Annotated in this window: 28 protein-coding genes and 1 pseudogene; 16 read left to right on the forward strand and 13 right to left on the reverse strand. The window is 65.5% G+C overall.

Annotated elements, in window-relative coordinates:
* Window positions 1-156: 156 nt before the first annotated feature.
* A complete protein-coding gene (locus ACIBG0_RS02365; RefSeq protein WP_397030164.1) occupies window positions 157-897 on the forward strand; it encodes a TetR/AcrR family transcriptional regulator in 741 nt (246 codons plus the stop codon).
* 68 nt (window positions 898-965) lie between these two features.
* Here ACIBG0_RS02365 and ACIBG0_RS02370 read toward each other — a convergent pair whose 3' ends face one another.
* On the reverse strand, window positions 966-1,160 hold the full coding sequence (locus tag ACIBG0_RS02370) for a hypothetical protein (protein WP_029903635.1): 195 nt from the start codon (window positions 1,158-1,160) through the stop codon (window positions 966-968).
* 276 nt (window positions 1,161-1,436) lie between these two features.
* Here ACIBG0_RS02370 and ACIBG0_RS02375 point away from each other — a divergent pair, with 276 nt between their 5' ends.
* The gene (locus tag ACIBG0_RS02375) at window positions 1,437-1,808 is read left to right on the forward strand and encodes a DUF952 domain-containing protein (protein WP_397030165.1); all 372 of its coding nucleotides are present in this window, start codon (window positions 1,437-1,439) and stop codon (window positions 1,806-1,808) included.
* 1 nt (window position 1,809) lies between these two features.
* Here ACIBG0_RS02375 and ACIBG0_RS02380 read toward each other — a convergent pair whose 3' ends face one another.
* Both ACIBG0_RS02380 and ACIBG0_RS02385 read right to left on the reverse strand, forming a co-directional pair.
* Window positions 1,810-2,454: a response regulator gene (locus ACIBG0_RS02380; RefSeq protein ID WP_397028487.1), complete on the reverse strand. Its 645-nt coding sequence runs from the start codon at window positions 2,452-2,454 to the stop codon at window positions 1,810-1,812.
* Window positions 2,451-3,644, reverse strand: coding sequence for a sensor histidine kinase (locus ACIBG0_RS02385; RefSeq protein WP_397028489.1), 1,194 nt, complete (start codon window positions 3,642-3,644; stop codon window positions 2,451-2,453). The genes ACIBG0_RS02380 and ACIBG0_RS02385 overlap by 4 nt, the downstream gene beginning before the upstream one ends.
* A 127-nt stretch (window positions 3,645-3,771) precedes the next feature.
* Here ACIBG0_RS02385 and ACIBG0_RS02390 point away from each other — a divergent pair, with 127 nt between their 5' ends.
* Window positions 3,772-4,254, forward strand: a complete 483-nt coding sequence (locus tag ACIBG0_RS02390; protein ID WP_397028490.1) for a cation:proton antiporter regulatory subunit — start codon at window positions 3,772-3,774, stop codon at window positions 4,252-4,254.
* A 4-nt stretch (window positions 4,255-4,258) separates the two neighbouring features.
* Window positions 4,259-5,443 (forward strand): cation:proton antiporter, encoded by a 1,185-nt coding sequence (locus ACIBG0_RS02395; protein ID WP_397028492.1) that lies wholly within the window; start codon window positions 4,259-4,261, stop codon window positions 5,441-5,443.
* Here ACIBG0_RS02395 and ACIBG0_RS02400 read toward each other — a convergent pair.
* Window positions 5,345-6,289, reverse strand: a complete 945-nt coding sequence (locus tag ACIBG0_RS02400) for a rhomboid-like protein (RefSeq protein ID WP_397028493.1) — start codon at window positions 6,287-6,289, stop codon at window positions 5,345-5,347. The genes ACIBG0_RS02395 and ACIBG0_RS02400 overlap by 99 nt on opposite strands.
* 226 nt (window positions 6,290-6,515) lie before the next feature.
* Between ACIBG0_RS02400 and ACIBG0_RS02405 the strand changes: the two are divergent.
* Together ACIBG0_RS02405 and ACIBG0_RS02410 are read left to right on the forward strand one after the other, a co-directional pair.
* A pseudogene (locus tag ACIBG0_RS02405) lies at window positions 6,516-6,663 on the forward strand (hypothetical protein); the annotation flags it as partial.
* Between the two features lie 455 nt (window positions 6,664-7,118).
* The gene (locus ACIBG0_RS02410; protein ID WP_397028495.1) at window positions 7,119-7,895 is read left to right on the forward strand and encodes an MHYT domain-containing protein; all 777 of its coding nucleotides are present in this window, start codon (window positions 7,119-7,121) and stop codon (window positions 7,893-7,895) included.
* A gap of 11 nt (window positions 7,896-7,906) precedes the next feature.
* Here ACIBG0_RS02410 and ACIBG0_RS02415 read toward each other — a convergent pair whose 3' ends face one another.
* From ACIBG0_RS02415 to ppgK, 3 genes are all read right to left on the reverse strand, one after another.
* A complete protein-coding gene (locus tag ACIBG0_RS02415) occupies window positions 7,907-8,794 on the reverse strand; it encodes an MHYT domain-containing protein (RefSeq protein WP_397028496.1) in 888 nt (295 codons plus the stop codon).
* Window positions 8,795-9,207: 413 nt separating this feature from the next.
* Window positions 9,208-10,569: an RNA polymerase sigma factor gene (locus ACIBG0_RS02420; protein ID WP_397028497.1), complete on the reverse strand. Its 1,362-nt coding sequence runs from the start codon at window positions 10,567-10,569 to the stop codon at window positions 9,208-9,210.
* A 196-nt stretch (window positions 10,570-10,765) separates the two neighbouring features.
* Entirely contained in the window at window positions 10,766-11,524 is a 759-nt protein-coding gene (ppgK, locus tag ACIBG0_RS02425) for a polyphosphate--glucose phosphotransferase (protein ID WP_397028498.1), read from the reverse strand.
* A gap of 180 nt (window positions 11,525-11,704) precedes the next feature.
* Here ppgK and ACIBG0_RS02430 point away from each other — a divergent pair, with 180 nt between their 5' ends.
* Window positions 11,705-12,610, forward strand: a complete 906-nt coding sequence (locus ACIBG0_RS02430) for an inositol monophosphatase family protein (protein WP_397028499.1) — start codon at window positions 11,705-11,707, stop codon at window positions 12,608-12,610.
* Between the two features lie 65 nt (window positions 12,611-12,675).
* On the opposite strand, the gene cei is transcribed toward ACIBG0_RS02430, so the two are convergent.
* Window positions 12,676-13,356, reverse strand: coding sequence for an envelope integrity protein Cei (gene cei / locus ACIBG0_RS02435; protein ID WP_397028501.1), 681 nt, complete (start codon window positions 13,354-13,356; stop codon window positions 12,676-12,678).
* A 429-nt stretch (window positions 13,357-13,785) separates the two neighbouring features.
* Between cei and ACIBG0_RS02440 the strand changes: the two genes are divergently transcribed.
* Window positions 13,786-14,088 carry a DUF4193 domain-containing protein gene (locus ACIBG0_RS02440; RefSeq protein ID WP_040692543.1) on the forward strand — a complete coding sequence of 101 codons (303 nt, stop codon included), beginning with the start codon at window positions 13,786-13,788 and terminating at the stop codon, window positions 14,086-14,088.
* A gap of 65 nt (window positions 14,089-14,153) precedes the next feature.
* On the opposite strand, the gene ACIBG0_RS02445 is transcribed toward ACIBG0_RS02440, so the two are convergent.
* Window positions 14,154-14,633, reverse strand: coding sequence for a DUF3093 domain-containing protein (locus ACIBG0_RS02445; RefSeq protein WP_063043606.1), 480 nt, complete (start codon window positions 14,631-14,633; stop codon window positions 14,154-14,156).
* 159 nt (window positions 14,634-14,792) lie between these two features.
* Between ACIBG0_RS02445 and dut the strand changes: the two genes are divergently transcribed.
* Together dut and ACIBG0_RS02455 are read left to right on the forward strand one after the other, a co-directional pair.
* Window positions 14,793-15,290 (forward strand): dUTP diphosphatase, encoded by a 498-nt coding sequence (dut, locus tag ACIBG0_RS02450; RefSeq protein WP_397028503.1) that lies wholly within the window; start codon window positions 14,793-14,795, stop codon window positions 15,288-15,290.
* Window positions 15,291-15,295: 5 nt separating this feature from the next.
* On the forward strand, window positions 15,296-16,273 hold the full coding sequence (locus ACIBG0_RS02455) for a DUF3710 domain-containing protein (protein ID WP_397028505.1): 978 nt from the start codon (window positions 15,296-15,298) through the stop codon (window positions 16,271-16,273).
* On the opposite strand, the gene ACIBG0_RS02460 is transcribed toward ACIBG0_RS02455, so the two are convergent.
* A complete protein-coding gene (locus tag ACIBG0_RS02460) occupies window positions 16,270-16,986 on the reverse strand; it encodes an alpha/beta fold hydrolase (RefSeq protein ID WP_397028507.1) in 717 nt (238 codons plus the stop codon). The two genes, ACIBG0_RS02455 and ACIBG0_RS02460, sit on opposite strands and share 4 nt — an antisense overlap.
* Before the next feature lie 130 nt (window positions 16,987-17,116).
* Here ACIBG0_RS02460 and ACIBG0_RS02465 point away from each other — a divergent pair, with 130 nt between their 5' ends.
* The 3 genes from ACIBG0_RS02465 (at window position 17,117) to shbA (ending at window position 19,010) form a co-directional block, all read left to right on the forward strand.
* Window positions 17,117-17,494, forward strand: coding sequence for an OB-fold nucleic acid binding domain-containing protein (locus ACIBG0_RS02465; RefSeq protein WP_040692536.1), 378 nt, complete (start codon window positions 17,117-17,119; stop codon window positions 17,492-17,494).
* 3 nt (window positions 17,495-17,497) lie between these two features.
* On the forward strand, window positions 17,498-18,226 hold the full coding sequence (locus ACIBG0_RS02470) for a DUF3159 domain-containing protein (RefSeq protein ID WP_397028509.1): 729 nt from the start codon (window positions 17,498-17,500) through the stop codon (window positions 18,224-18,226).
* A gap of 148 nt (window positions 18,227-18,374) precedes the next feature.
* Window positions 18,375-19,010 carry an RNA polymerase sigma factor ShbA gene (gene shbA / locus ACIBG0_RS02475; RefSeq protein WP_397028510.1) on the forward strand — a complete coding sequence of 212 codons (636 nt, stop codon included), beginning with the start codon at window positions 18,375-18,377 and terminating at the stop codon, window positions 19,008-19,010.
* Window positions 19,011-19,050: 40 nt separating this feature from the next.
* On the opposite strand, the gene ACIBG0_RS02480 is transcribed toward shbA, so the two are convergent.
* Together ACIBG0_RS02480 and ACIBG0_RS02485 are read right to left on the reverse strand one after the other, a co-directional pair.
* On the reverse strand, window positions 19,051-19,722 hold the full coding sequence (locus ACIBG0_RS02480) for a potassium channel family protein (RefSeq protein WP_397028511.1): 672 nt from the start codon (window positions 19,720-19,722) through the stop codon (window positions 19,051-19,053).
* Between the two features lie 2 nt (window positions 19,723-19,724).
* Entirely contained in the window at window positions 19,725-20,390 is a 666-nt protein-coding gene (locus ACIBG0_RS02485) for a potassium channel family protein (protein WP_397028512.1), read from the reverse strand.
* 242 nt (window positions 20,391-20,632) lie between these two features.
* Between ACIBG0_RS02485 and ACIBG0_RS02490 the strand changes: the two genes are divergently transcribed.
* The 3 genes from ACIBG0_RS02490 to ACIBG0_RS02500 all read left to right on the forward strand — a co-directional run bounded on the left by ACIBG0_RS02490 (window position 20,633) and on the right by ACIBG0_RS02500 (window position 24,708).
* Window positions 20,633-22,621 carry an APC family permease gene (locus tag ACIBG0_RS02490; protein WP_397028514.1) on the forward strand — a complete coding sequence of 663 codons (1,989 nt, stop codon included), beginning with the start codon at window positions 20,633-20,635 and terminating at the stop codon, window positions 22,619-22,621.
* Window positions 22,618-24,234 carry a class I SAM-dependent RNA methyltransferase gene (locus ACIBG0_RS02495; protein ID WP_397028516.1) on the forward strand — a complete coding sequence of 539 codons (1,617 nt, stop codon included), beginning with the start codon at window positions 22,618-22,620 and terminating at the stop codon, window positions 24,232-24,234. The genes ACIBG0_RS02490 and ACIBG0_RS02495 overlap by 4 nt, the downstream gene beginning before the upstream one ends.
* 174 nt (window positions 24,235-24,408) lie before the next feature.
* Window positions 24,409-24,708 (forward strand): DUF1330 domain-containing protein, encoded by a 300-nt coding sequence (locus ACIBG0_RS02500; protein WP_397028518.1) that lies wholly within the window; start codon window positions 24,409-24,411, stop codon window positions 24,706-24,708.
* A gap of 3 nt (window positions 24,709-24,711) precedes the next feature.
* Here ACIBG0_RS02500 and ACIBG0_RS02505 read toward each other — a convergent pair whose 3' ends face one another.
* Complete coding sequence (locus ACIBG0_RS02505; RefSeq protein ID WP_397028520.1) at window positions 24,712-25,515, reverse strand: enoyl-CoA hydratase; 804 nt, start codon at window positions 25,513-25,515, stop codon at window positions 24,712-24,714.
* Between the last annotated feature and the right edge of the window lie 50 nt (window positions 25,516-25,565).

Below are 25,565 nucleotides of genomic sequence, written 5' to 3' on the forward strand. Positions count from 1 at the left end.
ACAGCGCGAACATGTGGCGGTCGGGTAGGTAGGTGGCCTGTGTGCTGGGCAGAGCGGTCCCCTAGATCGTCGTATTATGTACGGAGTATTATAACAACGTACCCCGTACTGAATTAATTCCGAGAGGGCCACGTGACCGACCAGGCGAAACAGCTGATGAGCCTGCTCTGGCGGCATGCTGTGCCACCGCGACCGGGCACGCGCGGCCCGAAGCAGACGGTGAGCGTCGACGCGGTGATCGCCGCCGCGATCGACCTCGCCGATCGGGAGGGGTACGAGAAGGTGTCGATCCGCGCGGTTGCCGCCGAACTCGGCCTGCGCCCGATGAGCCTCTATACCTATGTGCCGAGCAAAGAGGCTTTGACCGTGTTGATGGTCGACACGGTTGCTCTAGCGGACGTGCCCATCCCGACCGATATCCCGGTCCGTGACCGTATGTCCGCGATCGCTGAACAGGTCCGTGCGGAATTGATGGCGCATCCGTGGCTGCTCGAGGTGCCACCGTGGCGGCTGGTGCTCGGTCCGGGCCGGATGCGCCGCTATGAACGACAGCTGGGCGCGATCGAGGGGATCGGCTTATCCGATCTGGCTATGGATCGGGTGATCGCGGTGCTGTCGGAATTCGCGACCGGAAATGCGCGGATGGCGATCGCCGGAATTCGCGGTACCGCGGAGGTGACCGATGCGCAGTGGTGGGAGCAGCACGGCCCGCTGCTCAACGATGTCATGTCGGCCGAGGAGTTCCCGATAGCCTCGCGGGTCGGTGCGGCGGTAGGCGAACGCTATCAAGCGCCGTCGGACCCGGAGGGCGACTTCGCCTTCGGTCTCGGGAAGCTGCTCGACGGCATCCTATCCGGGATAGCGGGATCGGACATGCCGACAGCGGGCGACCTGTAGGTCGCCCGCTGTCATCTATCAGCGCTGTTCTGTTTTTCGATGCTGTTGTGTCGGGACGCGAGGATAGGTCAGAGCGCGGGAGCCGATTCCGTATCGATCACGGCTTCGAGCTCACGCAAGCGATCCATGTGTTCATTCGCGTGGTGCTGGCAGAAGAGCAACTCGCCACCTGCGGGCAATACGGCACGAACTCGTGCGGCAGCACCGCAGCGGTCGCAACGATCGACCGCGGTCAGTGGGGTGCTTGTCAGGGTTCCTGGCATGACTCCTCCGTCCTGGCTCCCGGCACTACAGTCCGTTCACCTGGTGTGGGGCCCGTGGTCACTCCGCGGGCTCGCTACCGCTACTTCCCAGCAGGGGTATGACTACTCTGTCAGACGTTCGGGACGGGGGCTTTGTTCCCGGAAGTGATTCTGTGTGTTTTCGATAACACCACCTGGGATTTCGCTACTGGCGAACATCACTGGTCAGGTATCGAACTCCACTCGACCACGATCACGAACAGGCCTATCCAGTTGTCTACCGGGAGATTACCCGTGATCCATGACACTCACACGCTCGTTCACATTTGCACTCTCGCCGAATGGCTGACCGCCCGGCAAACCGGTGAGTACCGTCCGGAATCGTTCGCCGAGATCGGATTCATCCATCTCTCCACGCCACAGCAGGCGCATCTGCCTGCCAACCGACTGTTCGCCGGACGGCGGGATATGGTGCTGCTGCGCATCGATCCAGCCCGCGTCGGCGCGCCGGTGAAATGGGAACCGGGCGTGCCCACCGATCCTGAATCGATGCTGTTCCCCCATCTGTATGGTCCGCTGCCCGTCGGCGCGGTCACGGCGGTGGTCGAGTACCAGCCCGGTCCGGACGGCACCTTCGCCGCGCTCGACCCGAACTTTCCGGAGTCCTGACCTACCGGTCTCTGGCCTCGCGCGCCACGATGGCGGCCTGAACGCGAGACCGCACACCGAGTTTGGTGAGTACGCGCGAGACATGTGTTTTGACTGTTGTCTCACCGATGAACAGCCGCGCAGCGATCTGCGCATTGGAAAGACCGTCGCCGAGGCAGTCGAGCACTTCACGTTCGCGTTCTGTCAGCTCGTCCAGACCATCCGGCGCGGGCTGACTCGATTCGCCATCGGTCGAGGCGAACGCATTGATCACCGCGGCGGTCACCTCGGGGGCGAGCACGCCGTCACCCGCAGCCACCGCGCGCACCGCATCGACAAGTGCTTGTCCCGACGCGGATTTCAGCACGAAGCCGGACGCACCCGCGCGCAGCGTTCGGAAGACGTACTCGTCCAGATCGAAGGTCGTCAGAATGAGCACCCTGGCCAGGCCGTCATCGGTGATGCGGCCAGTGGCGGTGATACCGTCGACGCCCGGCATACGGACATCCATCAGCACCACATCCGGGCGCAGCGCCCTGGCCTGTGCCACCGCGATATCGCCGTCGGCCGCCTCGCCGACCACCTCGATGCCATCGGCGGTCTCCAGGATCATCCGCAGTCCGGCCCGGATCGCGCCGTGGTCGTCGGCGATCAGTACCCGGATCATCGCACCTCCGTCATCGAGATCGGAAGCCGTGCAAGGACTTCCCAACCGTCGGCGCCGGGACCAGCGGTGAAGGTGCCGCCGAGCGCCACGGCCCGTTCCCGCATATTCATCAGGCCGCTGTGGCGCGCGTCGGCGGTCGGTCGATCGCGCACAAGTATGGGATTGCGCACCGCGAGGGCCAAATCCGTTGCCTCGGTGTGTACGTCGATATCGACCTCCTGTCCCGGCGCGTGTTTCATGGCATTCGTCAATGCCTCTTGGACGATTCGGTAGGCGGCCTGGTCGACCGCGCTCGGCAGGGCCGTGCCGTTCAGCGAATTCCGCACGTGCACGGTGATTCCGGCGGCGCGGGCCGCATCGACGAGGATCGGCAACTGGGCCAGTTTGCGCGGTGCGGACGCATCGTCCTCCGCGCCGTCGTCGCGGCGCAGCAGACCGATCATGGTGCGCATCTCCTGCAGCGCGCTGACACTATTGGACCGGATCGACGACATGATCCCGGCGACAGTGGGATCGCTGTCCTGCAGGGCCAGCACGCCGAGCGCCGCTTCGGACTGGATCGCGATGGCCGACAGATGTCCCGCGATCACATCGTGCAGATCGCGCGCCATCGTCTTGCGTTCATCGGCGATGGCGGCGCGCCGATCCAATTCGGCGACCAATGTCATCGCCTGTGCGCGTTTGCGTTCGGCCTCGGCGATTTCCTTGTGCCCGCGCACCGACAGGGCCCACCATAGCGGGGTCGCGACGAAGGCGAACAGCGCGGCGATAGTGATCACCGCGACCCGCCAGTCGCCGAGCAGCAGCGCCAGCACGGTCAGTACCGCCGAGACCACTCCCGACACCGTGACCAGCAAGCGTGAACGCGCGGGCGAGGCATACAGCACGCCCGCATAGATCAGATCCGAATAGATAAGCCAGACCGGCACCGTCGGGCCGAGTGCGAAATCGATGGCGAAGGGGATCAGCCCGATACCGAGCGCCGACATCGGCATGCGCCGCCGCAGGAAGGTCGCCACGCAGACCAGCGCGAGCACCGCGAACCGCACCGCAAGTGACGGGTGCCGGCTCAGGTCACTGGCCATCTCGAACAGTCCGGTGAGATAGAGCGCGGCACCGAGTACGAGCGCGAAGGCGGCGACCAGCGCGTCCTGCGCGGTCGCCGACAAAGCATCCCAGTGCCGTCGCATCGCCCCATCACAGCACATGCCCGCGCGTCCCCGGGTCCGCCGAAGGAATGAGTCCCGGTCGATCAGACGATCGACCAGATCGGACCAGCTCGGGCGATCAGTCCTTTTTGCCGGTTAGGGTGGAGGTGTGAACGTCGATGTCACCGCCCTCCCCGGGATCGGGGTACGCAAAGACTTCCAGCTGCGATCGGGTCGCTGGATCGGTGTGGTCGACCACCGCGACGGTGGCATCGATCTGATCGTCTCCAAACCCGATGACCCGGACTCCTGCGCCGCACAAGTGCCGCTGACTCAGGACGAGGCCTCGGTGCTCGCGAACCTACTCGGCTCGCCGCAGCTGGTGGCGAAGCTACGGGAGGATCACCGCGACCTACCCGGGATCACCACCCGCCAGCTACCCATAGGCGAGGATTCGCCGTACGAGGGCCGCACCCTCGGCGAGACCGGAATGCGCACACGCACCAAGGCTTCCATCGTCGCGGTGATGCGCGCCGGGCAGCTGCATCCCTCGCCGGGACCGGATTTCACCTTCACCGCCGATGACATACTCGTGGTCGTCGGTACTCCCGACGGTCTGGAGGCGGCCGCGAAGATCCTGACGCACGGGTGAGAGCGTGAACGCAACCGCGCTCGCCCTCATCGAGCTCGGGGCGGTGTTATTCGCCCTAGGAATGCTCGGGAGAGTGGCGGCACGATTCGGCATGTCTCCGATTCCGCTATACCTGCTCGGTGGGCTGGCTTTCGGCCAGGGTGGATTCATCCAACTGGGCGCCGCGAACGAATTCGGCCATATCGCAGGCGAAATCGGCGTGGTGCTGCTATTGCTTTTGCTCGGCCTCGAGTACACTGCCGCCGAGTTGGTGACCGGATTGCGTCGTTCCTGGGCGGCAGGTCTGGTCGATCTCGTCGCGAACGCGACACCTGGCGTGGTGGTCGCCCTGGTACTCGGCTGGGGGATGACCGGAGCCATCACCATGGCCGGAGTCACCTACATCTCGTCCTCGGGCATCGTCGCCAAGGTGCTCAACGACCTCGGCCGCCTTGGTAACCGGGAAACCCCGGTTATCCTGTCGATTCTGGTCTTCGAGGATCTCGCGATGGCGATGTATCTGCCGATCCTCACCGCGGTCCTGGCCGGTACGAGCCTGCTGAGCGGGCTGACCGTGCTCGGTCTTGCGCTGGCCACTGTGACCGTCGTGCTGGTCGTCGCGCTGCGGTATGGCCGGTACGTCTCGGCGATCGTGGACAGCGCCGATCGCGAGGTGTTCCTGTTGAAGCTGCTGGGCGCCGCACTGCTGGTCGCCGGATTGGCGTCGGCGCTGAATGTTTCGGCGGCGGTCGGCGCATTCCTGCTCGGCATTGCGATCTCCGGTTCGACCGCCCACGAAGCGACGAAATTATTGGAACCCATCCGGGACCTGTTCGCGGCGATCTTCTTCGTGGCCTTCGGACTCAGCACCGATCCCGGTGCTATTCCGCCCGTGCTCGGTTGGGCGATCCTGCTCGCGGTGATCACCGTGGTGACCAAGATCGCGACCGGCTGGTGGGCGGCGAGTCGACAGGGCATCCGCCGCATGGGCCGCGCCCGCGCGGGTACGGCGCTGGTCGCGCATGGTGAATTCTCCATCGTCATCGCCGGTCTGGCGGTGAGTATGGGTGGGGTTGACGGCCAAATCGCCGGACTGGCCTCGGCCTACGTGCTACTGATGGCGGTGCTCGGCCCGATCGCGGCCCGCGTCGTCGAACCGGTCATCGGCGTGGTGCAGCGCCGCTTCAGCCCCGCTGTCAGCACCGGATAATGGCTGCGCCGCAACGGACCTCGAACCGGAATCGCCACTGGCCGCAGGAATTCGAGCGGCCGTAAGCGGATTCGTCGCTGTCGCCGGTATCGGCGCGGCGGAAGTCTCACGTTCGGCGCGCAGGCGTTCGATCCGTCGCCAGAAGGTCGATGCGACGAATCCGATCGCCAAACCGATCAGCGCCGCGCACATATGCCCGTAGTCGGTGAAGGTGGGTCCGATCATGAGCGCCGAGCCGAGGAAAACGACGATGACACCCGCCCACAGCGCGCGGACCGCACCACGGAAATGGAAGGCCATGGCCGCCAGCACCGCGGTGAATCCGTAGCTGGTGCCGACATCCGCCGCGTACTGCACGCGCACCGGAATGACGTGATGGTCGATGGCATGGTCGATCGCGGTGACAGTGAGCAGTGTCGCGCCGATATGGCCGCTCGCGAACAGCAGAATCCAGCGGCTGGTGCCGAGCCAGCGCTCGGCGAAGCCCATTATCACCAGGATCTCGGCGATGGTGATCCACGGAAATTGGCCCTGGGTCCAGAACGCCGATGCCACCAGCACCTGGATCGGGTTGTGCTGCATGTTGTAGAGATTGGTGGAGGCCGAGAAGATGAGCCTGCGTTCCACCGAATCGCCGACCCCGCGCAGCGTCCACCACGTGACGAACAAGGTGAACGCATAAGCCGTGCTGGCCGGTGCGCCGGACAGGTGCTGGCGCAGTTCCGGCAGCAGTCGGCGCAGCAACCGGGGCCGTCGCGCCCAGGACCAGATCGCGCGCAACTCGTCCCCGAGGTCGACGGTCTGCGTCCAGGGGGAGTGGATTCGGCGCAAAGTGGGGGCAACCACATGCACAAGTCTGCCGGTTCCGAGGCACTTCTGCCCGCAGACCCGCCCGGTCTGTGTCCTGGCTCACCTGAGCTGGTCTTTTCGGATCTGTTGGCGATTCATGTCCGGCTCCGCAGAGTCGGTCCGCCGACCAAGGGCGTGACTGTTGGACCGTTGTCCTCGCCGCTGCGCGCGTGAGCGGTCGCACTGGCCTCGCGCTGCCGCGCGATCAGCAACCGGCGAGACGCTGCCCGTCCAATCCGACGACGCCCGCTCGTTCGGCCATGCGATCGGCCTTCTATGCCGGGTATGACGATTCCGACCGCGAATACATCGTGCTCGGTGACGCCGGCCGACGAATCGCCAAAGGCACGCCCCTGATGTCCACCACCTTCGGCAGCCTCTGCTGGTTCGCACGCGAATACTGCCGACGGGTGCTGAGCACACGACGCTGGTCAAGTCCGGTTGGCGACGGAGGCTGATCCGGCTCGGCGGTCCTGGGCCGCAATGTGACTCGGCATGTGTACCGAAATGCTGCGATGTTCTTGCAGATGTGCGAACGCCCGCCGTGGACAGTCACATTCGCGAGATGCATTGTGTCCCAGCAATATCGGTGCTGATCGATTGCCGGAAGCGGCAATCTACAAGATTCGGGGGCGGGGAACCGTTCGGTATGTATGGGCCACGTGGTTCACCGCCGGCTAGCTGGCGCCGTCTTACTGACTGGATTCGTCCCATGACAAATTTAGCGGACGGTAGTACTGTAAATCGCCTACCTGCTGGTTTGTACAAGCGGGCGGGCTCGTGCTGTCGCGATAATGGCCGAGGTCTGCCCAACGAGGGAGTTCGCGTGCTGGAAATCAACCACTTCAGCCACGGGTTGCTCACGCCGGTTGTGGCCTATCTGATGTCATTCACCGGATCATTGCTAGGGCTGCGGTGCGTGGTGCGAGCGCGGGCCGGTAGCGGCCACGCCGGATGGCTCGTCGCCGCCGCGGTCGCCATCGGCGGCACCGGTATCTGGGTCATGCATTTCATTGCCATGCTGGGCTTTTCGATCCACGGTGCCTCGATCCGCTACGACGTGCCGATCACCCTGCTCAGCGCGGTGATCGCGATGGTGGTGGTGTGGATCGGCTTACGGGTCGCGCAGATGCCGGGCTTGGAGCCGGTGGCGCTGTACATCGGCGGTGCGATCACCGGTGTAGGCGTCGGCGCCATGCACTATTCCGGCATGTACGCGATGAGATCCGATGCGATCATCGAATACGACGGACGAATCGTGTTGGTGTCCATGGTGATCGCGGTGATCGCCGCGACGGCGGCACTGTGGTTCGCGCTACATGTCCGCGGCACCCTGGCCACCATCGGTGCTGCGCTGGTGATGGGCGTGGCGGTCTGCGGCATGCACTACACCGGCATGTTCGCGATGCATGTGCAGAACGGCCACCATATGCATCCGCCCGCTGGCGCTGGCGCGACCCAACTGCTTACTCCGCTGACGGTCGGCGTCGGCATGGTGACCATGATGCTGCTACTGCATATCGGCATCACTGATGTCGAGGATCCGGCCTACGACGGTGCGCGCGGACCGCGACCGGCGCGCTACTGGCCGACAAGGGACTGAGTAAACATCACTCAATCAGCTTGTCGCGCGGGCGATTTCGCTGAACTCAGGGACGCGGGCACCTCGGTCCGGGTGGGCCAGTACGCCGTCGCGGACGGCATCATCTCCGACTGCACGGGTGGCAGCGGCGGTAGCGGATCGAGTTTGGCGCGTGATGCGATGCGCAGCGGCGGCAGTTCGATACTTCGGTCGATCTCGGTCAGGCTGACGCTGATGAGCAGGAGCATGGTCACCACGCTGGCCACCACGATCAGTGGTGCGATCAGATCCATGGCACCGGCCCCTTCGGGGACATGGGCATCTCCGGTGTGCGCGTGCATCGCCGACATTCCGGTGTAGTGCATCCCGCAGACCGCCACGCCCATGATCAGTCCGGCACCGACGGTCGCCACAAATCCCTTGACCCGCAACGTGAACCACAGCGCAACCGTGGCCGCGACCACCGCGATGACCAGTGATAGCCCGACGCGGCGCGCGTCATAGGTGATCATCGCATTCGACTTCAGCGCGTACATGCCCATGTAATGCATGGCCCCGACGCCGAGCCCAGTGATCGTGCCACCGCTGAGCAGGCCGAGCAGTGAGGGTTCGGGTTTGACGACGATGAAAAGCCCGATTCCGACCACGGCGATCGCGGTGATCGCGCTGAGCAGAGTGAGTGGAATGTCGAACCGTATGTCCGAGCCGCGGATCGAAAAGCCCAGCATGGCAATGAAATGCATGACCCAGATACCGGTGCCGCCGATCGCGACCGCGGCGCCGAGTAGCCAGCCGACTCGATCCTTACCGGTGCGGCCGCGCGCGGCGCACTGCAAGCCGAGCAGGCATCCGGTCACCGACATGGTGTAGGCCAGCAGTGGGGTCAGCAGACCGTAACTGAAATGGTAGATATCGAGCACGCACGCCCCCGCTGCCGAAGAAAAACATCGGCGATTGAAACAACAGAGGGTCAGACGATACGACAGCGATCGAGCCGGCGGGGCCGAAATTTGGTTTCGCAGAAGTGGTTTCAGTCACTTTTAGGTTTGATTGAAACCCGAATTGGTTAACGGAACGGACGCTGTCTCGGTTGCCGCCACATGGCTGGTCGATTGCCCCTCAGAACGCCGAAAGATTCTGTGGCAGAAGCAGTTCGGCTCAACACTGTGGAAAACCGCAATAGGCACAGTCTGATTCGGCGGTAGCCGGGTCGCAGGCGGGTCGAATGCGGGCAGAGTTGCCGGTCGATGCAATGACAAGGAGACCGGGGTGTGAAAAGCAAAGCGCCCGCGCTGTTGGGCGCGGGCGCTTGGCGAAAATCGAGCAGAACGAACTAGTCGAGGTAGTCGCGCAGGACCTGTGAGCGGCTCGGGTGGCGCAGCTTGCTCATGGTCTTCGACTCGATCTGCCGGATGCGCTCACGGGTGACCCCGTACACCTGGCCGATCTCGTCGAGGGTGCGCGGCTGGCCGTCGGTCAGGCCGAAGCGCAGCCGGACCACTCCCGCCTCGCGCTCGGACAGCGTCTCCAGGACCGACTGCAGCTGATCCTGCAGCAGCGTGAAGCTCACCGCGTCCACCGCGACGACGGCCTCGGAGTCCTCGATGAAGTCGCCGAGCTGGCTGTCGCCCTCATCGCCGATGGTCTGGTCCAGCGAGATGGGCTCACGTGCGTACTGCTGGATCTCGAGGACCTTCTCCGGCGTGATGTCCATTTCCTTGGCCAGCTCCTCCGGGGTGGGCTCGCGGCCCAGATCCTGGAGCAGCTCGCGCTGGATGCGGCCGAGCTTGTTGATGACCTCGACCATATGCACCGGGATGCGGATGGTGCGGGCCTGATCGGCCATGGCGCGGGTGATGGCCTGCCGGATCCACCAGGTGGCGTACGTGGAGAATTTGTAGCCCTTGGTGTAGTCGAACTTCTCCACCGCGCGGATCAGACCGAGGTTGCCCTCCTGGATCAGGTCCAGGAATGCCATACCGCGACCGGTGTAGCGCTTGGCCAGCGAGACCACCAGACGCAGGTTGGCTTCGAGCAGATGGTTCTTGGCGCGGTTGCCATCGCGCACGATCCAGGTGTAGTCGCGGCGCATCGCGACCGGCAGCTTCTCACCCTGCTCGGCGAATTCGCGCACCTTCTCCGCCGCATAGAGACCGGCCTCGATCCGCTTGGCGAGTTCGACCTCCTCTTCGGCGTTGAGCAGTGCGACCTTGCCGATCTGCTTGAGGTAGGCGCGCACCGAGTCGGCCGATGCGGTGAGCTCGGCATCCTTGCGAGCCTGGCGCAGGGCCTCGGATTCCTCCTCGTCCCAGACGAAGTCGCCGGAGGCCTTATCCGCAGCGGACGGTTCGTCGGCCTCGGTCTCCTCGGCGACCTCCTCGACCAGTTCCTCGGCCTCGTCGGCGAGGTCGTCCTCGGACACCTCGAGATCGCCGAGATCCTCCAGATCCAGATCCTCGGTCTCGAGGTTCTCTTCGCCGCCGGGTTCGCCCTCGGGACCGGCCTTCTTCGGTCCGGCCTTCTTGGCCGGGCCCTTGGTCGCCTTCGCGGCGGCCTTCTTGGCCGGAGCCTTCTTGGCGGCGGCCTTCTTGGCCGGAGCCTTCTTCGCGGCAGCCTTGCGGACCGGCCGTGCTTCGGTTACATCTGCGGAGTCGGCATCGGCCGATTCGGCGGTCTGACGGGTCGTGGCTACCACGTACGCCCTTTCGTGACGGTCTCGTGCGGCGTCACGCCAGAGTGGTGTTCCGGCGGAGCGGTCTGTCGGGTTTCACCGGCTGAGCGCCGGGTCTCGGGTTTCCGGCTCGCGGCCGGAGTACGTTCCATTGTAACGATCGAACCAGGGTACCTACGGCACGATCCCAGCAACGGCTAATGCCACACCCTCCGCGCGTCTACGGTGCGATGCCAGCATCGATCGCCATGGCCGCGCCGACGATGCCCGCGGTGTTCTCCAGTCGCGCGGGAATCACCGGAGTTCGGTTGGTGAGCAACGGAATCCATTGCTCGGCATCTCGACTGATGCCCCCACCTGCGACGAAGACCTTCGGCCAGAACAAATTCTCCAGCCCACTGAGCACAATGCTGACCTGCGCGGCCCACTGCTCGTAGGTCAGGCCGTCGCGATCCTTGATCGAGGCGGCGGCGCGGTGTTCGGTCTCCATCCCGCCGATCTCCAGATGGCCGAGTTCGGTGTTGGGCACCAGCGTGCCGTGGAAAAGCAGCGCAGAGCCGATGCCGGTGCCGAAGGTCAGTAGCAGCACCAGACCGTCGAAATCTTTTGCCGCCCCGTAGTGATCTTCGGCCAGACCGGCCGCGTCGGCATCGTTGAGCACGGTGACGGCACGACCGTCGAGCGCGGAGGAGAACAGCGCCCGCGCGTCGGTGCCGATCCACGCTTTGTCGATGTTGGCGGCAGTCTGCGCGACGCCCTCCAACACGACAGAGGGCAGCGTAATGCCGACCGGGCCGTCCCAATCGGCCTGGGCGACCAGTTTGGCGACCGCGTCGGCGACCGCCTGCGGTGTCGAGGGATGCGGTGTCAGAATCTTTATCCGCTCATGGACCAATGCTCCGGTGGTCAGATCCACCGCGGCGCCCTTGACGCCGCTGCCACCGATATCGATACCGAATGCGTGCCCCCGAGCGGACATGACGTTCCCTCGTTCCCTGTGCTGGCCGATGTGATGAACGCGCCGCCGCGCAGGAACGCACCACCGGCTGGTCGCGGAGCATGCGGTGATGTGCCCGACGACGGCGTTGTGTCGTGCACGACAAGAGTAATGCGCGGGCATCGGTTCCCGTTCGCCGAGGATCTGTGATGGCATGGGGGCATGCCGGAGACCAGAGCGTCAGTTACCACCCGACCGACCGCGACGCCATCCGAGGACGTTGCCGAATTGCGTCGGATCGCGGTCCAACTCGCCGAAACCGCGGCCGCGCATGTGCGCTCGCGCCGTCCCGAAGTATTCGGTCCGGAGGGCGCGCGCGACGGGGCCGTGCAGACCAAGGGCCACCCCACCGATCCGGTGACCATCGTCGATACCGAGACCGAGGAGCTGATTCGGCGCCTGCTCGGCGAAGCGCGCCCCGGCGATCCGATCCTCGGTGAAGAGGGCGGCGGCAGTCTGGCCGGCGGTGACGAGGACACCGTGCACTGGGTGGTCGATCCGATCGACGGCACCGTGAACTTCCTGTACGGCATTCCGGGCTACGCGATTTCGGTGGCCGCGGTACGCGACGGACACCCCATCGCCGGTGCCGTGGTCGATGTCGCGCGAGCGGCGACCTACAGCGCCGCGGTCCGGATGGGAGCCACGAAGGTGACCGGTGACGGCACGGTGGAGCATTTGCGCTGTACACCGGTGCGATCAGCGGCCATGGCGTTGGTGTCCACCGGGTTCGCCTACGGCAAGCACCGCAGGGCCAGGCAGGCGGAATTGATCGCGCGGATCCTGCCGGAAATCCGCGATATCCGTCGTCTCGGCGCGGCGGCACTGGATTTGTGTTTCGTCGCCGAGGGCCGCATCGACGCGTACTACGAGCACGGACTCAACGCCTGGGACTGGGCCGCGGGCGCGTTGATCGCCGCCGAGGCGGGTGCACAACTGCGCTTGCCCGCGGCGACCAGCCCCGGTGCGGCAGGTGAATTGGTCCTCGCCGCCGCACCGGGCGTCGCGAACGAATTGACCGAACTGCTCGAACGCGTCGGCGCGACCACCGCGATCCCGGACGCCTGAAATAACGGATCGCCCCGGTCTGCCGAAGCGGCACACCGGGGCGATGAAGGTCGGTTCAGGAGAGGTCAGCAGCGCGCCGTACGCGCCGCTGACAACAGTTTGGGATCGATGGAAGGGGATCCGCCAGGCGCCGGATTCTTCAGCGATTTCAGCACTTCCTCGGCGTCGGGGCTCGGCCGCAGCGATTCGCCGAATACCGCACCGAGCACCAGGTCCACGGTGTCGTCGTTGCGCTGATCCTCGATCAGTTCTGCGCACGGCGCGACCAGCTGAACCGAGGCGGCGGCCGGTCGGCCGTTCACGCCGAAGCGGATCTGGCCGGTACAGGTCAGGTCACCGTTGACATAGACCGGATCGTTACCGAATTGCTGCCCGGGCGCACTGGCAAAGCCGAGATCACCGAGCGCCGAGGCGATGTGCGAGGCCTGACCGCTCTTGTTGTTCGCGTTCAGCACGCGGACCTTGGACGAGGCCAGCGCCGCTGGTTCGACGTCGGTCAGTCGCGATTGGCCGACCCGCTGACCCAACGGGGCCGGTTGGGGCGATTTCGCGTCGGTGGCCGGGCTCGGCGAATTGCACGCCATCGCGGTTCCGCTGCTGTCCTCGGTGGTCAGGGCCTTGATCCACACCACGGTGCAGATCAGGAGTAGGACGCCGACCAGGATCAACCATGGCTGGTTGCGTCGCCGGACGAAGGGTTGACCCGTTCGATCCGTTGCGCTGCCTTCGGTGATGAGTGAAACCACGTGCACACTCTACGAAAACGTTTCCCGACTGGGGGATGGCAGGCCGACGGAGTCGGCCGGGGCAGGGAAATACAGGGTGGGTAAATACGTGCGTAAGGTCTCGGCGAGTTCACGGTTGGTGTCGATTACCGCTCAGTTTCGAATCGTCTGTGTTTTGATTGCGACTTTTGCTCTGGGGTCCGCTATTGTCTGGCGGCCCAGATCGAAACACCGCAGCCCGAATCGGTGGTCGGTCGCGGGAACAAGAAGGGCATGTCCTGCGTTTACCGAGCGCTATCAAAGGTGGGTCCGCATGATCCGCCCTGATAGGGGACCGGTGTACGTGTGACGTGCACCACCGGCGGGGCGGTGCTGGTCATTCCGATTCCAAGGAATCGGTGTGAGTGGCCCGGTCCGGGATATACGGAGTAAGGACGAGGGGAAGACGACATGGCAACCGACTATGACGCACCGAGGCGCACTGAATCCGACGAGGTGTCGGAAGATTCGCTGGAGGAGCTGAAGGCTCGTCGCAACGAGGCACAGTCCGCCGTCGTGGATATCGACGAATCCGATACCGCGGAGTCGTTCGAGCTTCCCGGCGCGGACTTGTCCGAGGAAGTCCTGACAGTTCGGGTGATCCCGAAGCAGGCCGACGAGTTCACCTGTTCCAGCTGTTTCCTGGTCCATCACCGGAGCAGGCTGGCCAGTGAAAGTGGCGGTCAGCTGATCTGCATGGACTGCGCAGCCTGATCTGCGGCGCGAGATCTGATCTCGAGCCGAGATCAACGGTCAGCCCGCGCTCGGCACGCCCGGCCTCAGCCAGGTATGCCAAGCGCGGCCAAGACCCGGTCCGGCCGGCGCGTACTGATCAGCCAGTACGGCGTCGGATCGTCCGGGTCATCGAGTACAAGTAGCACCATCGGCCCCACCCATGGCCGGTGTTGGACATAGGCGGCGGGGTCGAGCTGGCGGCCCAGCGCCGCGCTCTTCGCGGTGGGGGCCACCGTGGCCGATCGGGCCACGAAGTTCACCGGCAGATGCGCGCGATCGGCGCGGAGTTCGCGGATACCGGAGCCGTCTTGGGCGACTTCCACCCGATGACGGCTCAGCCACAACAGCACCCACACCGGCACCGGAAACAGCAACGCGTAGGGCAACCAGGCGCGCAGACCTGGTGCGCCCATATGGATTTCGGCGGCCAGCAACCCGGCGATGGCGAACGCGATGGGCCACCACCACAGCGGCACCCATAGGCGCTCGCGATAGGGTTCGAAGCTTCGCTGTTGTTCGTCCATAGTCACTGGGTTGGGCTGGTCCGACACGACTCAACACTAATTCACTGAGGTCGGGAGCGTACGCGTAGGCTCGGGCAATGTGAGCGAGCGCAGCGAGCGATTAATCAACACAGCCGCCTGGGCGGTCATGATGGAGCCGAGCGACAGCGAGGCGCAGTCATGAGCGCCCTTTCATCCATACCTTTGCTGCGGCTTGATCCCGGCATTCCCGTGCCAACGCGTGCCCACCAAGGAGACGCGGGCGTGGACCTGTGCACTACGGAGGACGTCATCATCGAACCGGGGGAGCGCGTGTTGGTCGGCACCGGTGTCGCGGTCGCACTGCCGGTCGGCACGGTCGGCCTGATCCATCCCAGGTCTGGACTCGCCGCGAAAACCGGTCTGTCGGTGGTGAATACGCCGGGCACCGTGGATGCGGGCTATCGGGGCGAAATCAAGGTGTGCCTGATCAATCACGATCCGCGCACCCCGATTGAACTGCGTCGCGGTGATCGGATCGCGCAGCTGCTGGTGCAGCGGGTGGAACTGGTCGATTTCGTGGAGGTCGAGGCACTCGACGACACCACGCGGGGTGCGGGCGGTTACGGGTCGAGCGGTGGCCATGCGAGTCTGGCCGCCTCGGCCGACGAGGCGGGCACTCTCGGCAAGGAGGCATGACGGGAATGTTCGGAAAGAGACGCAAGTCCGGCGGACGTGAGGAATACGTCGAGGAGCGCTACGACGACGAGTACGCCGATGAGTACGGCGAGTACGCCACCTACGGCGATACGGATTACGACGATGAGCCGATCACCGACGAGAACCCCATCATCGATCCGATCACCGACGAGAATCCGATCGTCCCGGCTGAGTACCTCGTACGGCACTACGACGACGAACCCGAATACGACGAATCCGAGTACGACGCCGCCGACTACGCCGATGACGACGTCGTGGAAATGCCCAAATCCGGCCCCTACGACTACGACGAAGTGGCCGAGCTGCTGGACAATGTCTCCGGTCAGCGCCTCGATCTGGGTTCGGTGATCCTGCCGGTACCGCCGGGCGGCCAACTACAGGTCGAGATGACCCCGGACGGCACGCCGCAGGCGGTGCACATGGCGACCGAACACGGTCGGATCACCGTCGCGGCCTATGCCGCGCCCAAGTCGGCGGGCCAATGGCGTTCGGTGGCAGCCGATCTCGCCGAATCGCTACGCAAGGACGGTGCCAGGGTCGCGGTGGAGACCGGACCGTGGGGCCGGGAACTACTCGCCATCACCGAAGGCGCGGACCTGCGTTTCATCGGGGTGGACGGTCCGCGGTGGATGGTGCGCCTGGTGGCCGCGGGTCCGCAGGGCGCCGCCGATGAGAGTGCGCCGCTGGTGCGGGCCGCGCGAGCGATCTTGAGCGAGACCGTGATTCGGCGCGGTGACGATCCGATGCCGGTGCGCGAGCCGCTGGCCGTCGTGCTGCCGCCGGAGCTGGCCGAGCAGCTGGCCGCCGCGCATCAGGCGCAGGTGGAGGCCCAGCAGCAGGCGATGGCCGCCCAGCAGGCCGCGGTCCAGCCCACAGCCCAGCCGCTGGTCCCGCCGCGCATGCCGAATGAGCCGCGCCGCGGCGCGGACGGCTCGGCCATGCAGCAGCTCGGACTGAACTAGACCGCCGCGAGTCCCGTGTATCCGAGAATCGCGGGATTCGCGCCCAGTTCATCGAGGGTGATTCGGATCAACTCGGCGCGCGGGATCAGGTCGGCCCATTCCTCGGCGACCGCCACCGGGTGCACCGGATCGTCGACGGCGGTGACGATGGCGACGGGCACCTCGACTGTGCCGAGTCGTTCCGCGTCGGGCCATTTGTAGTCCGCGGCCTCCTGCAGTGCCTCTGGCAGCCGTGGCCATTGCGAATGCCAGGACTGAGTGAGCGCGTCGGCGAGCCAGCGCGGACTGCTCGCACGCATGCGTTCGACCACCGCGTCGAGCCCGTCCGCACGCAACTGGGCCGCAGTGGCGGCGGCACTGAGTGCGGCCGGGCAGGTGGCGGTGTCGGGTCCGGTCCAGGCCGGGAGCGCCGCCACCACGCCGATTGCTGCCCCGGGCTGTTCAGCCGCCCATTCGAGCGCGACCGCCGCGCCGAGGGAGATCCCGGTGGCAAGGACCGGGCCGCGTCCAGCGGCCGCATCGAGCGCCGCCCGATATCCGGCAACCACTCCGCGCGGGTCGGGCTCGACAGCGATGAATTCGATTCCGCGTGCCGCACAAGCCGGTCCGAAGGCGCGGCGGGCGAAATCGGCATCCGATCCGGTTCCCGGCAACGCCACGGCGATCGGGGCCCGTGCGCCGCGATCCGGCGCGAAATGTGGGGAGTCGAACACCGGTCCGAGCGTAGCGGGGGGAGGGTTGCCCATCTACAGTGGCGGGTATACGGCCTTAAGCCGGTCGTCACCGGAACAACCACGATGGCGTGTGACCCACGTCGTCTTGCTCCACGCAGGAGAGCGTCAAATGTCATCAGCCGCCTCAGGTTATTTTCGCCGTCTGAGCCGCAGGCTGACCGAGGATATCGATCAGTTGGACGCCGAGGAACTCGCCGAATCAGCCGATGCGTCGGGTGCCTGCCGGGCCTCGGACTGTCAGCGTGGGGACGAAGCGACCATGCTCGGCCGACTACGCAGTGTCGAGGCATGTCCGAAGTCCGTCGGCGCCAGTGTCCAGGCAGAATTCTTCGATGGCACCGATGCCATCAGTCTGGTGTGGATCGGTCGCCGCCGCATTCCCGGTATCGAACCGGGACGCAAGATCCTCGTCCGAGGTCGTGTAGGTGACCGGGATGGTCGTAAGGTGATCTACAACCCCTACTACGAATTGCGTGAGAACAGCTGACGTATGCCATCGAGCAACGAGAACGCCGCCGAGATCCACACCGCAGGTCGTGAGCCGATCGGCGCGGGCCCGTCCGATGCCGTAGATCGCTCTGTAGACGCCGAAAACGAAGAGGTCGAACAAACCCTGCTGGAGCAGTTGGGCGGCTTCAGCGGGCTGATCTACTCCACGCTGCCGGTGCTGGTTTTCGTGCCCGTGAACACCTTTGCCGGGCTCACCGCGGCGATCTGGTCGGCATTGGGCGTGGCCGCCGCGATTCTGGTGTGGCGGCTGGTGCGGCGTAGCCCGATCCAGCCCGCGATCTCCGGCTTCCTCGGGGTGGGCATCTGCGCGTTCATCGCCTATCGGATGGGGGAGGCGAAGGGCTTCTTCCTGTTCGGCATCTACACCAGCCTGGTGTACGCCGGGGTGTTCCTGGTGTCGATGCTGGTGCGCTGGCCGTTGGTCGGCGTGATCTGGGGTGTGCTCAACGGCCACGGCACCGAATGGCGCTCCGACCGTCGCGTCGTGCGCCTCTACGATCTCGCGACCACCACCTGGGTGATCGTGTTCGGCGCCCGCTATCTGGTGCAGTCCCAGCTCTACGACACCGATCGCACCGGCTGGCTGGCCTTCGCGCGCATCGCCATGGGCTGGCCGCTGACCGCCGTCGCGCTGGCCGTCACCGTATGGGCGGTGCGCCGGGCCGGACATCTGCCGGTCAGCCGGGGTACGGCCGCCGGAACGGCGTAGGAATTCCCGCCCCAATTCCGCTGGGGTGTTAACGAATCGCCGCCGGAGGTGGTGCAGTACCCACCCTGGGGTGCCTGGTTGGGCGATCGAGTTCATCAGACGATCAGTGCAAGCGAAAAAGCACGATCGGCGAGGAAGGACTCGGACGTTGGCTACCGAGCACAGCATTGCGGCACTGTCGAAGAATCAAGCCCACCACAACCCGGCTCTGTCGGAGAGCCGTCGGGTATCGGGCGAACTGGATAAGTTGATCGCTCCGGCGGCCGCGGGCGACCGTGCGGCGGTCTCCGAGATCATCCGGCTGGTCCATCCGCTCGTGCGCCGGTATTGCGGTGCGCGCCTTGGCAATACCGCACATCTGCACGTCACGGCCGACGATGTGGTGCAGGAGATCCTGCTGGCCACCGTCAACGCCATTCCGCGCTACCGCGATCAGGGCAAGTCGTTCCTGGCCTTCGTCTACGGCATCGCGGCAAATAAGGTGGCCGACGCATTCCGGCGTTCGCAGCTGCACCCGATGTACCCGGTCGCCGAGCTGCCCGATACGGCATCGACCTCCGCCGGTCCCGAGGAGTGGGCGATCGCCTCCGAACGTCGCGAGGCGACCCGGGAGTTGATGAAGATCCTGGCGCCCGCGCACCGCGAGGTACTGGTGATGCGGATCGTACTCGGCTGGACCGCGGCGCAGACCGCCGAGGCCATCGGCACCAGTCCCGGCGTGGTTCGAGTGATGCAGCATCGCGCGCTGAACAGGCTGCGCGCGAAGCTCGCGGCCGCATCCTGAAGTAGGCAAGGCGCTGATCCGGATCAGCCTTGCCGGGGTGTCAGGGCTTGATGCCGTGCGTGGCCAGCGCCACCCGCAGATCTTCCTCGGCCTCCACGGAGGTCACGAACAACAGCTCGTCATCGCCCTCGAAAGGGTCGTCGGGCTGCGGCACGATCACCCGGCCGCCGCGCAGAATCGTCACCAGGGCGGCGTCGCGCGGCAGGGTGAGCGTGCGGACGGGCTTGCCCGCCAAGGCGGTATCACTGGGCAGGGTGATCTCGACTAGATTCGCCTGACCCTGCCGCAGCGTCATCAAGCGGACCAGATCGCCGACCGAGACCGCCTCTTCCACCAGCGAGGCGAGCAGCCGCGGTGTCGACACCGCGACGTCGACGCCCCAGGATGCGTCGAAGAGCCATTCATTGCGTGGATCGTTGACCCGCGCCACCACCCGGCGCACGCCGAATTCGGTCTTGGCGAGCAGGCTGTGCACCAGATTCGTCTTATCGTCGCCGGTGGCGGCGATGACCACCTCGTAGGTCTGCAGACCCGCGTCCTCCAGCAGCGCGAGTTCGCACGCATCGGCATGGACCCAGACGGCATCAGGGATGGCGGCGGGGTCGATGTGGTCGAGCTGGCGCTCGAGCAGCATCACCCGGTGGCCGCCGCGCAATAGCTCCTTGGCTATCGATCGGCCGACGGCTCCGGCTCCGGCGATCGCCACTTTCATGTTCAGTCCTCGCTTGCTGGGGGCTTACCGGCCAAGGCGACGGTCTCGCCGACGGAGCCGGAGGTGGCTGCGACATAGACGATGTCGTCGGCCTGGACCACGGTCTTGCTCTCGGGAAGCAGGCCCTGACCGAACCGGATGATGAAGGCGACCCTGGCACCCACATTGCGTTCCAGATCGCGCACGGTGCGCCCGTACCACTCCTCATGCAGTGTCAACTGGGCTACCGCCACGGTGCCCGTCGGATCGCGCCAGGTGGTGGTGCCGCCATCGCCGATCAGCGTGGTGAGGAAGCGGTCGGTGGTCCACGGCACGGTGGCGATGGTCGGAATGCCGAGGCGTTCGTAGACGGCGGCGCGCTTGGCGTCGTAGATGCGCGCGACCACGCGCTGCACGCCGAACATTTCCCGGGCCACCCGCGCGGAGATGATGTTGGAATTGTCGCCGGAGGAGACCGCGGCGAACGCGTCGGCCCGCTCGATTCCCGCGCGGGTCAGCACATCCCGGTCGAAGCCGACGCCGACCACCCGTTCGCCGGGAAAGTCCTCGCCGAGACGCAGGAAGGCGCTGGGGTCCCGGTCGATCACGGTGACCTCATGGCCGACCCGGACCAGGGCGCGGGCCAGCGAAGAGCCGACCCGTCCGCAACCCATGATCACTACGTACACCGCAACCTCGTTCCTGGAAACTGTGTTCAATTGGCGGCGCTCGCGGGCCCTACGTGGTAACGCAAGCTTCCTCTTCCGGCCCTGAGCTCGTGCCGCAGGGCGTTCGGTTTGCTTACCTCGGCATCGAACCGTACCCGCCAGATGTTTCCATGGCCCAACTTCCCCCTCCGCCTGTCAACCAAACATACGACGCGAACCGGCCGAGGGAGCGCCGCATCCTGCGGGGATCTATGCTCGCTCCAGTGTCCAAGTTGACGACGGCAGCCAAACGTGTGCTGCTGGGCAGGCCTTTCCGTAGCGATGCGCTGGGCCATACCCTGCTGCCGAAGCGAATCGCTCTTCCAGTGTTCGCCTCCGATGCGATGTCCTCGGTGGCATACGCTCCGGAGGAAATCTTCCTTGTCCTGTCGGTGGCAGGCATCTCCGCCTACGTCTATGCGCCCTGGGTGGGTCTGGCAGTCGCATTCGTGATGGCGGTGGTGGTCGCCAGCTACCGGCAGAATGTGCACGCCTATCCCTCCGGCGGGGGTGACTACGAGGTCGCCACCACGAATCTCGGGCCCACTGCCGGGCTCACCGTCGGCAGTGCGCTGCTGGTCGACTATGTGCTCACGGTCGCGGTATCGATTTCCTCGGCGGCGTCGAATATCGGTTCCGCGATTCCATTCGTCGCCACGCACAAGGTGCTGTTCGCGGTGGTCGCCATCGTCGTGCTGACATCGATCAATCTGCGCGGCATCCGGGAATCGGGCGTCGCCTTCGCGATTCCGACCTACGCCTTCATCTTCGGCATGTTCGCGATGCTCGGCTGGGGCTTGTTCCGCATTTTCGTACTCGGCGACGACCTGCGTGCCGAATCGGCGGGCTTCCAGCTCAATGCCGAGGAGGAGCACCTGTACGGACTCGCGTTCACCTTCCTGATCGCGCGGTCGTTCTCCTCCGGCTGTGCCGCGCTGACCGGTGTGGAGGCGATCAGCAATGGCGTGCCCGCATTCCGGAAACCCAAGTCGCGCAATGCTGCGACCACACTGCTGCTGCTCGGCAGTATCGCGATCGCGCTGCTGATGGGCATTATCGTGCTGGCCCAGAAGATCGGAATCGTCTACGCGCACAATGAATCCGAGTTGATCGGCGCGCCCGCGGACTACCACCAGAAGACGCTGATCGCGCAGCTGGCCGAGACCATCTTCCACGGTTTCCCGATCGGCTTCTTCTTCATCACCACGGTGACCGCGCTGATCCTGGTGCTGGCGGCGAATACCGCGTTCAACGGGTTCCCGGTGCTGGGTTCGATTCTGGCGCAAGATCGTTACCTGCCGCGGCAGTTGCACACCCGCGGTGACCGGCTGGCGTTCAGCAACGGCATCCTGTTCCTCTCGGGTGCCGCCGTCGCATTCGTCGTGGTGTTCGGCGCCGAGGTGACCAAGCTCATCCAGCTCTACATCGTCGGAGTGTTCGTCTCGTTCGTGCTCAGCCAGACCGGCATGCTGCGGCACTGGACCCGGTTGTTGCGCACCGAAACCGATCCCGCGCAGCGGGCGCGGATGAAGCGGTCCCGGGTGATCAACGCGATCGGGCTCAGCGCCACCGGGACGGTGCTGGTCATCGTGTTGATCACCAAATTCTTCGCCGGTGCCTGGATCGCGATCTGCACCATGGTGTCGATCTTCGTTGTGATGAAACTCATTCGACGGCACTACGATTCGGTCTCCCGTGAACTCGAGGAGCAAGAGTGGGACGGCGTGCTGCCGAGTCGGTCGCATTCGATTGTCTTGGTATCCAAACTGCACCTGCCGACGCGCCGGGCGCTGGCGTACGCGCGCGCGACCCGCCCCGATACCTTGGAGGCGGTGACGGTGAACGTCGACGAGGCCGACACCAGGGCACTGGTGCGCGAGTGGGAGCGCAGCGATATCACGGTGCCGCTCAAGGTGATCGAATCGCCCTATCGCGAAATCACCAAGCCGGTACTGGATTACGTCAAGCGGGTGCGGCGGGATTCGCCGCGCGATGTGGTGACCGTATTCATTCCCGAATACGTTGTCGGACATTGGTGGGAGCAGATTCTGCACAACCAGAGCGCGTTGCGGCTCAAAGGCAGATTGCTGTTCGAGCCCGGGGTCATGGTGACGAGTGTGCCGTGGCAGTTGACGTCGTCGGCGAAGGCCAGGCAGGCCGGTGTGGTGTACGCCCCGGGTGCGGTGCGGCGCGGATACGAGGACCAAGGGTGACCGACTGGCGCTCGAACACCTTCGAGGTCCGGCTCGGACCTCCCGGACACGGCGGGTTCTGTGTCGCCCGGCACGAGGGCCGAGTGGTCTTCGTGCGGCACGGGCTGCCCGATGAACTGGTTCGAGTGCGGGTCACCGAGGATCGCGGGGGTTCGTTCTGCCGGGCCGATGCGATCGAGATCCTGGAGCCATCCCCGGATCGCATCCCCGCCACCTGCCCCGTCTCCGGTCCCGGTGGCGCGGGCTGCTGCGATTTCTCCTTCGCCACGCCCGCTGCGCAGCGGGCGCTGAAGGCAGCGGTGGTCGCCGAGCAACTGCGCCGCATCGCCGGAATCGAACGCGATATCACCGTCGAACCGATCGCCGGATATCCGGCCGACGCCACCGGCGGGTGGCGCACCCGCGTCCGGCTGGCCGTCGACGCCGCGGGTCGAGCCGGAGTGCACGGGTACCGCAGCACCGAGGTGATCACCGATTTGCGCTGCCCTCAACCGGTTTCGGGTGCGATGGACGGTATCGCGGACCGAATGTGGACGCCCGGCGCGGATCTGGTGGTCGCGGTGGACGGCGATGGGGTGCGCCACATCGTCGAGTTGGCGCCGTCGGCGGTTGCCGGACGTGCTGAGCGTGAACGGCCTTCTACACGTGGTGGGGATCGGCGTGGCAGGCGGGAGTCGGATCGGCGCGCGGGCAGAGATCGCACTGCCGAGCGGGGACCCGGACCGAGTACGGGTGCACGGGGCCGGGGCGACGAAGGCCGTCGGGGTGGGTCGCAATGGCGGCGTCTCGACGAGGGCGACGGACGTCAGGACCTGCCGGGTGATCCGGATGGCGCCGGTCGCGATCGTGCTGCGGAATCGGGGCACGATGGCGAGTGGAGTCGGGGTGGCAGGCGTCGGGATCGGTCTCGTCGCGATGAGTTCGGCGGTGCGGGCTCGCGAGAGAATCAATCCGGATCGGTTGGCGGCGAGGGGGTTCGGCGGAGGGCAGCGGCACGACGGGCGGCGACGCATGCGGCTCGGGACGAGTGGGTGATGGGCGGTAGCGGTCGGACGGTCGAATATGTGGCCGGGCGGCGGTGGGAGCTGTCGGCGACCGGATTTTGGCAGGCGCATCGCGGTGCGGCGCAATGCTATTCGGATCTGGTCGCCGAGTGGGCCGCACTCCGTCACGGGGAGCGGGCATGGGATCTGTACAGCGGCGTGGGGGTTTTCGCGGCCCGCTTGGCGGAGCAGGTCGGTCAGACCGGCTCGGTGCTCGCGGTGGAGTCGACGCGGTCCGCGGTTGCCGACGGCAATGCCGCGCTGCGCGATCTGCCCTGGCTGAACCTGCGCGTCCAGCGCGTCGAGCACTGGCTGGCCGAACACGCCAGCAGCGCCGCCCCGGAGGTGGTCGTCCTGGATCCACCTCGTGCGGGCGCGGGCAAGGAGGTCGTCAACGCGGTGACCAGCAGCGGCCCGTCGCGCATCATCCACATCGGTTGCGATCCGGCCTCTTTCGCCCGCGACATCGGCCTCTACCGGTCGGCCGGTTACCACCTCGCCGACCTACGCGCCTTCGACGCCTTCCCCGCCACCCACCACGTCGAATGCCTCGCCCTCCTCCACCGCTAACCCCCTACGCGCCGGTCCGCATCAAGATCAGGTGGAATCCATGGCGGCATCGCGAGAAGCCTCATGCGCCAGTGTCACTTGACCTTGATGAGGTCCGATGCTGCCCGTCGATCCACGGTTTTATTGTCCGGTTCCCTCGATCGTGGAGCTGGAGGTGCGGCTTAGAGTCGCACCATGACCGTGTATGTCATCGCGCAGCTGAAGTTCACCGATCGTGGCGCCTATGATCGCTACCGTGCACGCTTCCTCGAGGTGTTCACCCACTACTCCGGCACCCTGCTTGCTTCCGATGAATCCCCGCAGGTGATCGAGGGCGATTCGGATCGTGAGAAGGTCGTGCTGATGTCGTTCCCGGACGAGCCGTCGTTTCGCGAATGGGCGGATTCGCCTGAGTATCAGGAGATCTCGAAAGATCGTCACGCCGGGGCGGATACGGTGACATTGCTGGTCAAGGGCATAGACCGGCGCTCGTGAAGGTCAGTCTTCGTACACTGGTGGCCGACGGTCGCGCCGGGCCCGGATGGCCTCGTCGAAATTTTCGGTGGTGAGACGGACGTAGAGCTGAGACATCCCCTCGTGCTGCATATGGGATTCGAAACCGCCGGCCTCCATCCCGCTCCACAGCATGCGTTTGGTGAGCTCGGTGCCGACGCGGCTGAAACTGATGATCCGCTCGGCCAAGTCGTAGCAGGTGTCGAGAAGTTTCGCCGTGGGCACGACGCGCGAGACGAGACCGATGCGTTCGGCCTCGACCGCGTCGACATCTCGCCCGGACAGCATGATTTCGAAGGCGCGGGATGCACCGATGGCGCGCGGCAGCAGATAGCTGATGCCCAATTCCGCTGAGGTGAGGCCGTTATTGATGCCCGCCGCACGAAAGTAGGCGTCCTCGGCCGCGATTCGGATATCGGTGGCCACGCCGAGACAGAATCCGCCGCCGATCGCCGCGCCATTGATCGCGCCGATGACCGGTTGATTCATTCGTCGCAGCGTGATCATCACATCGTTGAGCAGGTCCATCGACCGCCGCGCGACGCTGGTCTTGGTCAGGCCCTCGGTATTGGGAATCCGGCCGGCATTCTGCAGATCCGCGCCTGAGCAGAAGCCGTCGCCCGCGCCGGTGAGCACCACGACCCGCACCTCGTTATCGGCACTGACCGTTTCGAGGGCCTCGCGCAGCGGGATCATCACATCGAAGGCCATCGCGTTCATCCGCCCCGGCCGATTGAGCGTGACCAGTGCGACCTGCGGTCGTGGCTTCTCGATGAGCACGAAAGACATGCGGACCCCTAATCAGACGCGATGAGGCCCTCACTATACCCAAGCAAGCG

The organism is Nocardia sp. NPDC050630 (assembly GCF_044457245.1).
Classification (GTDB): Bacteria; Actinomycetota; Actinomycetes; order Mycobacteriales; family Mycobacteriaceae; genus Nocardia.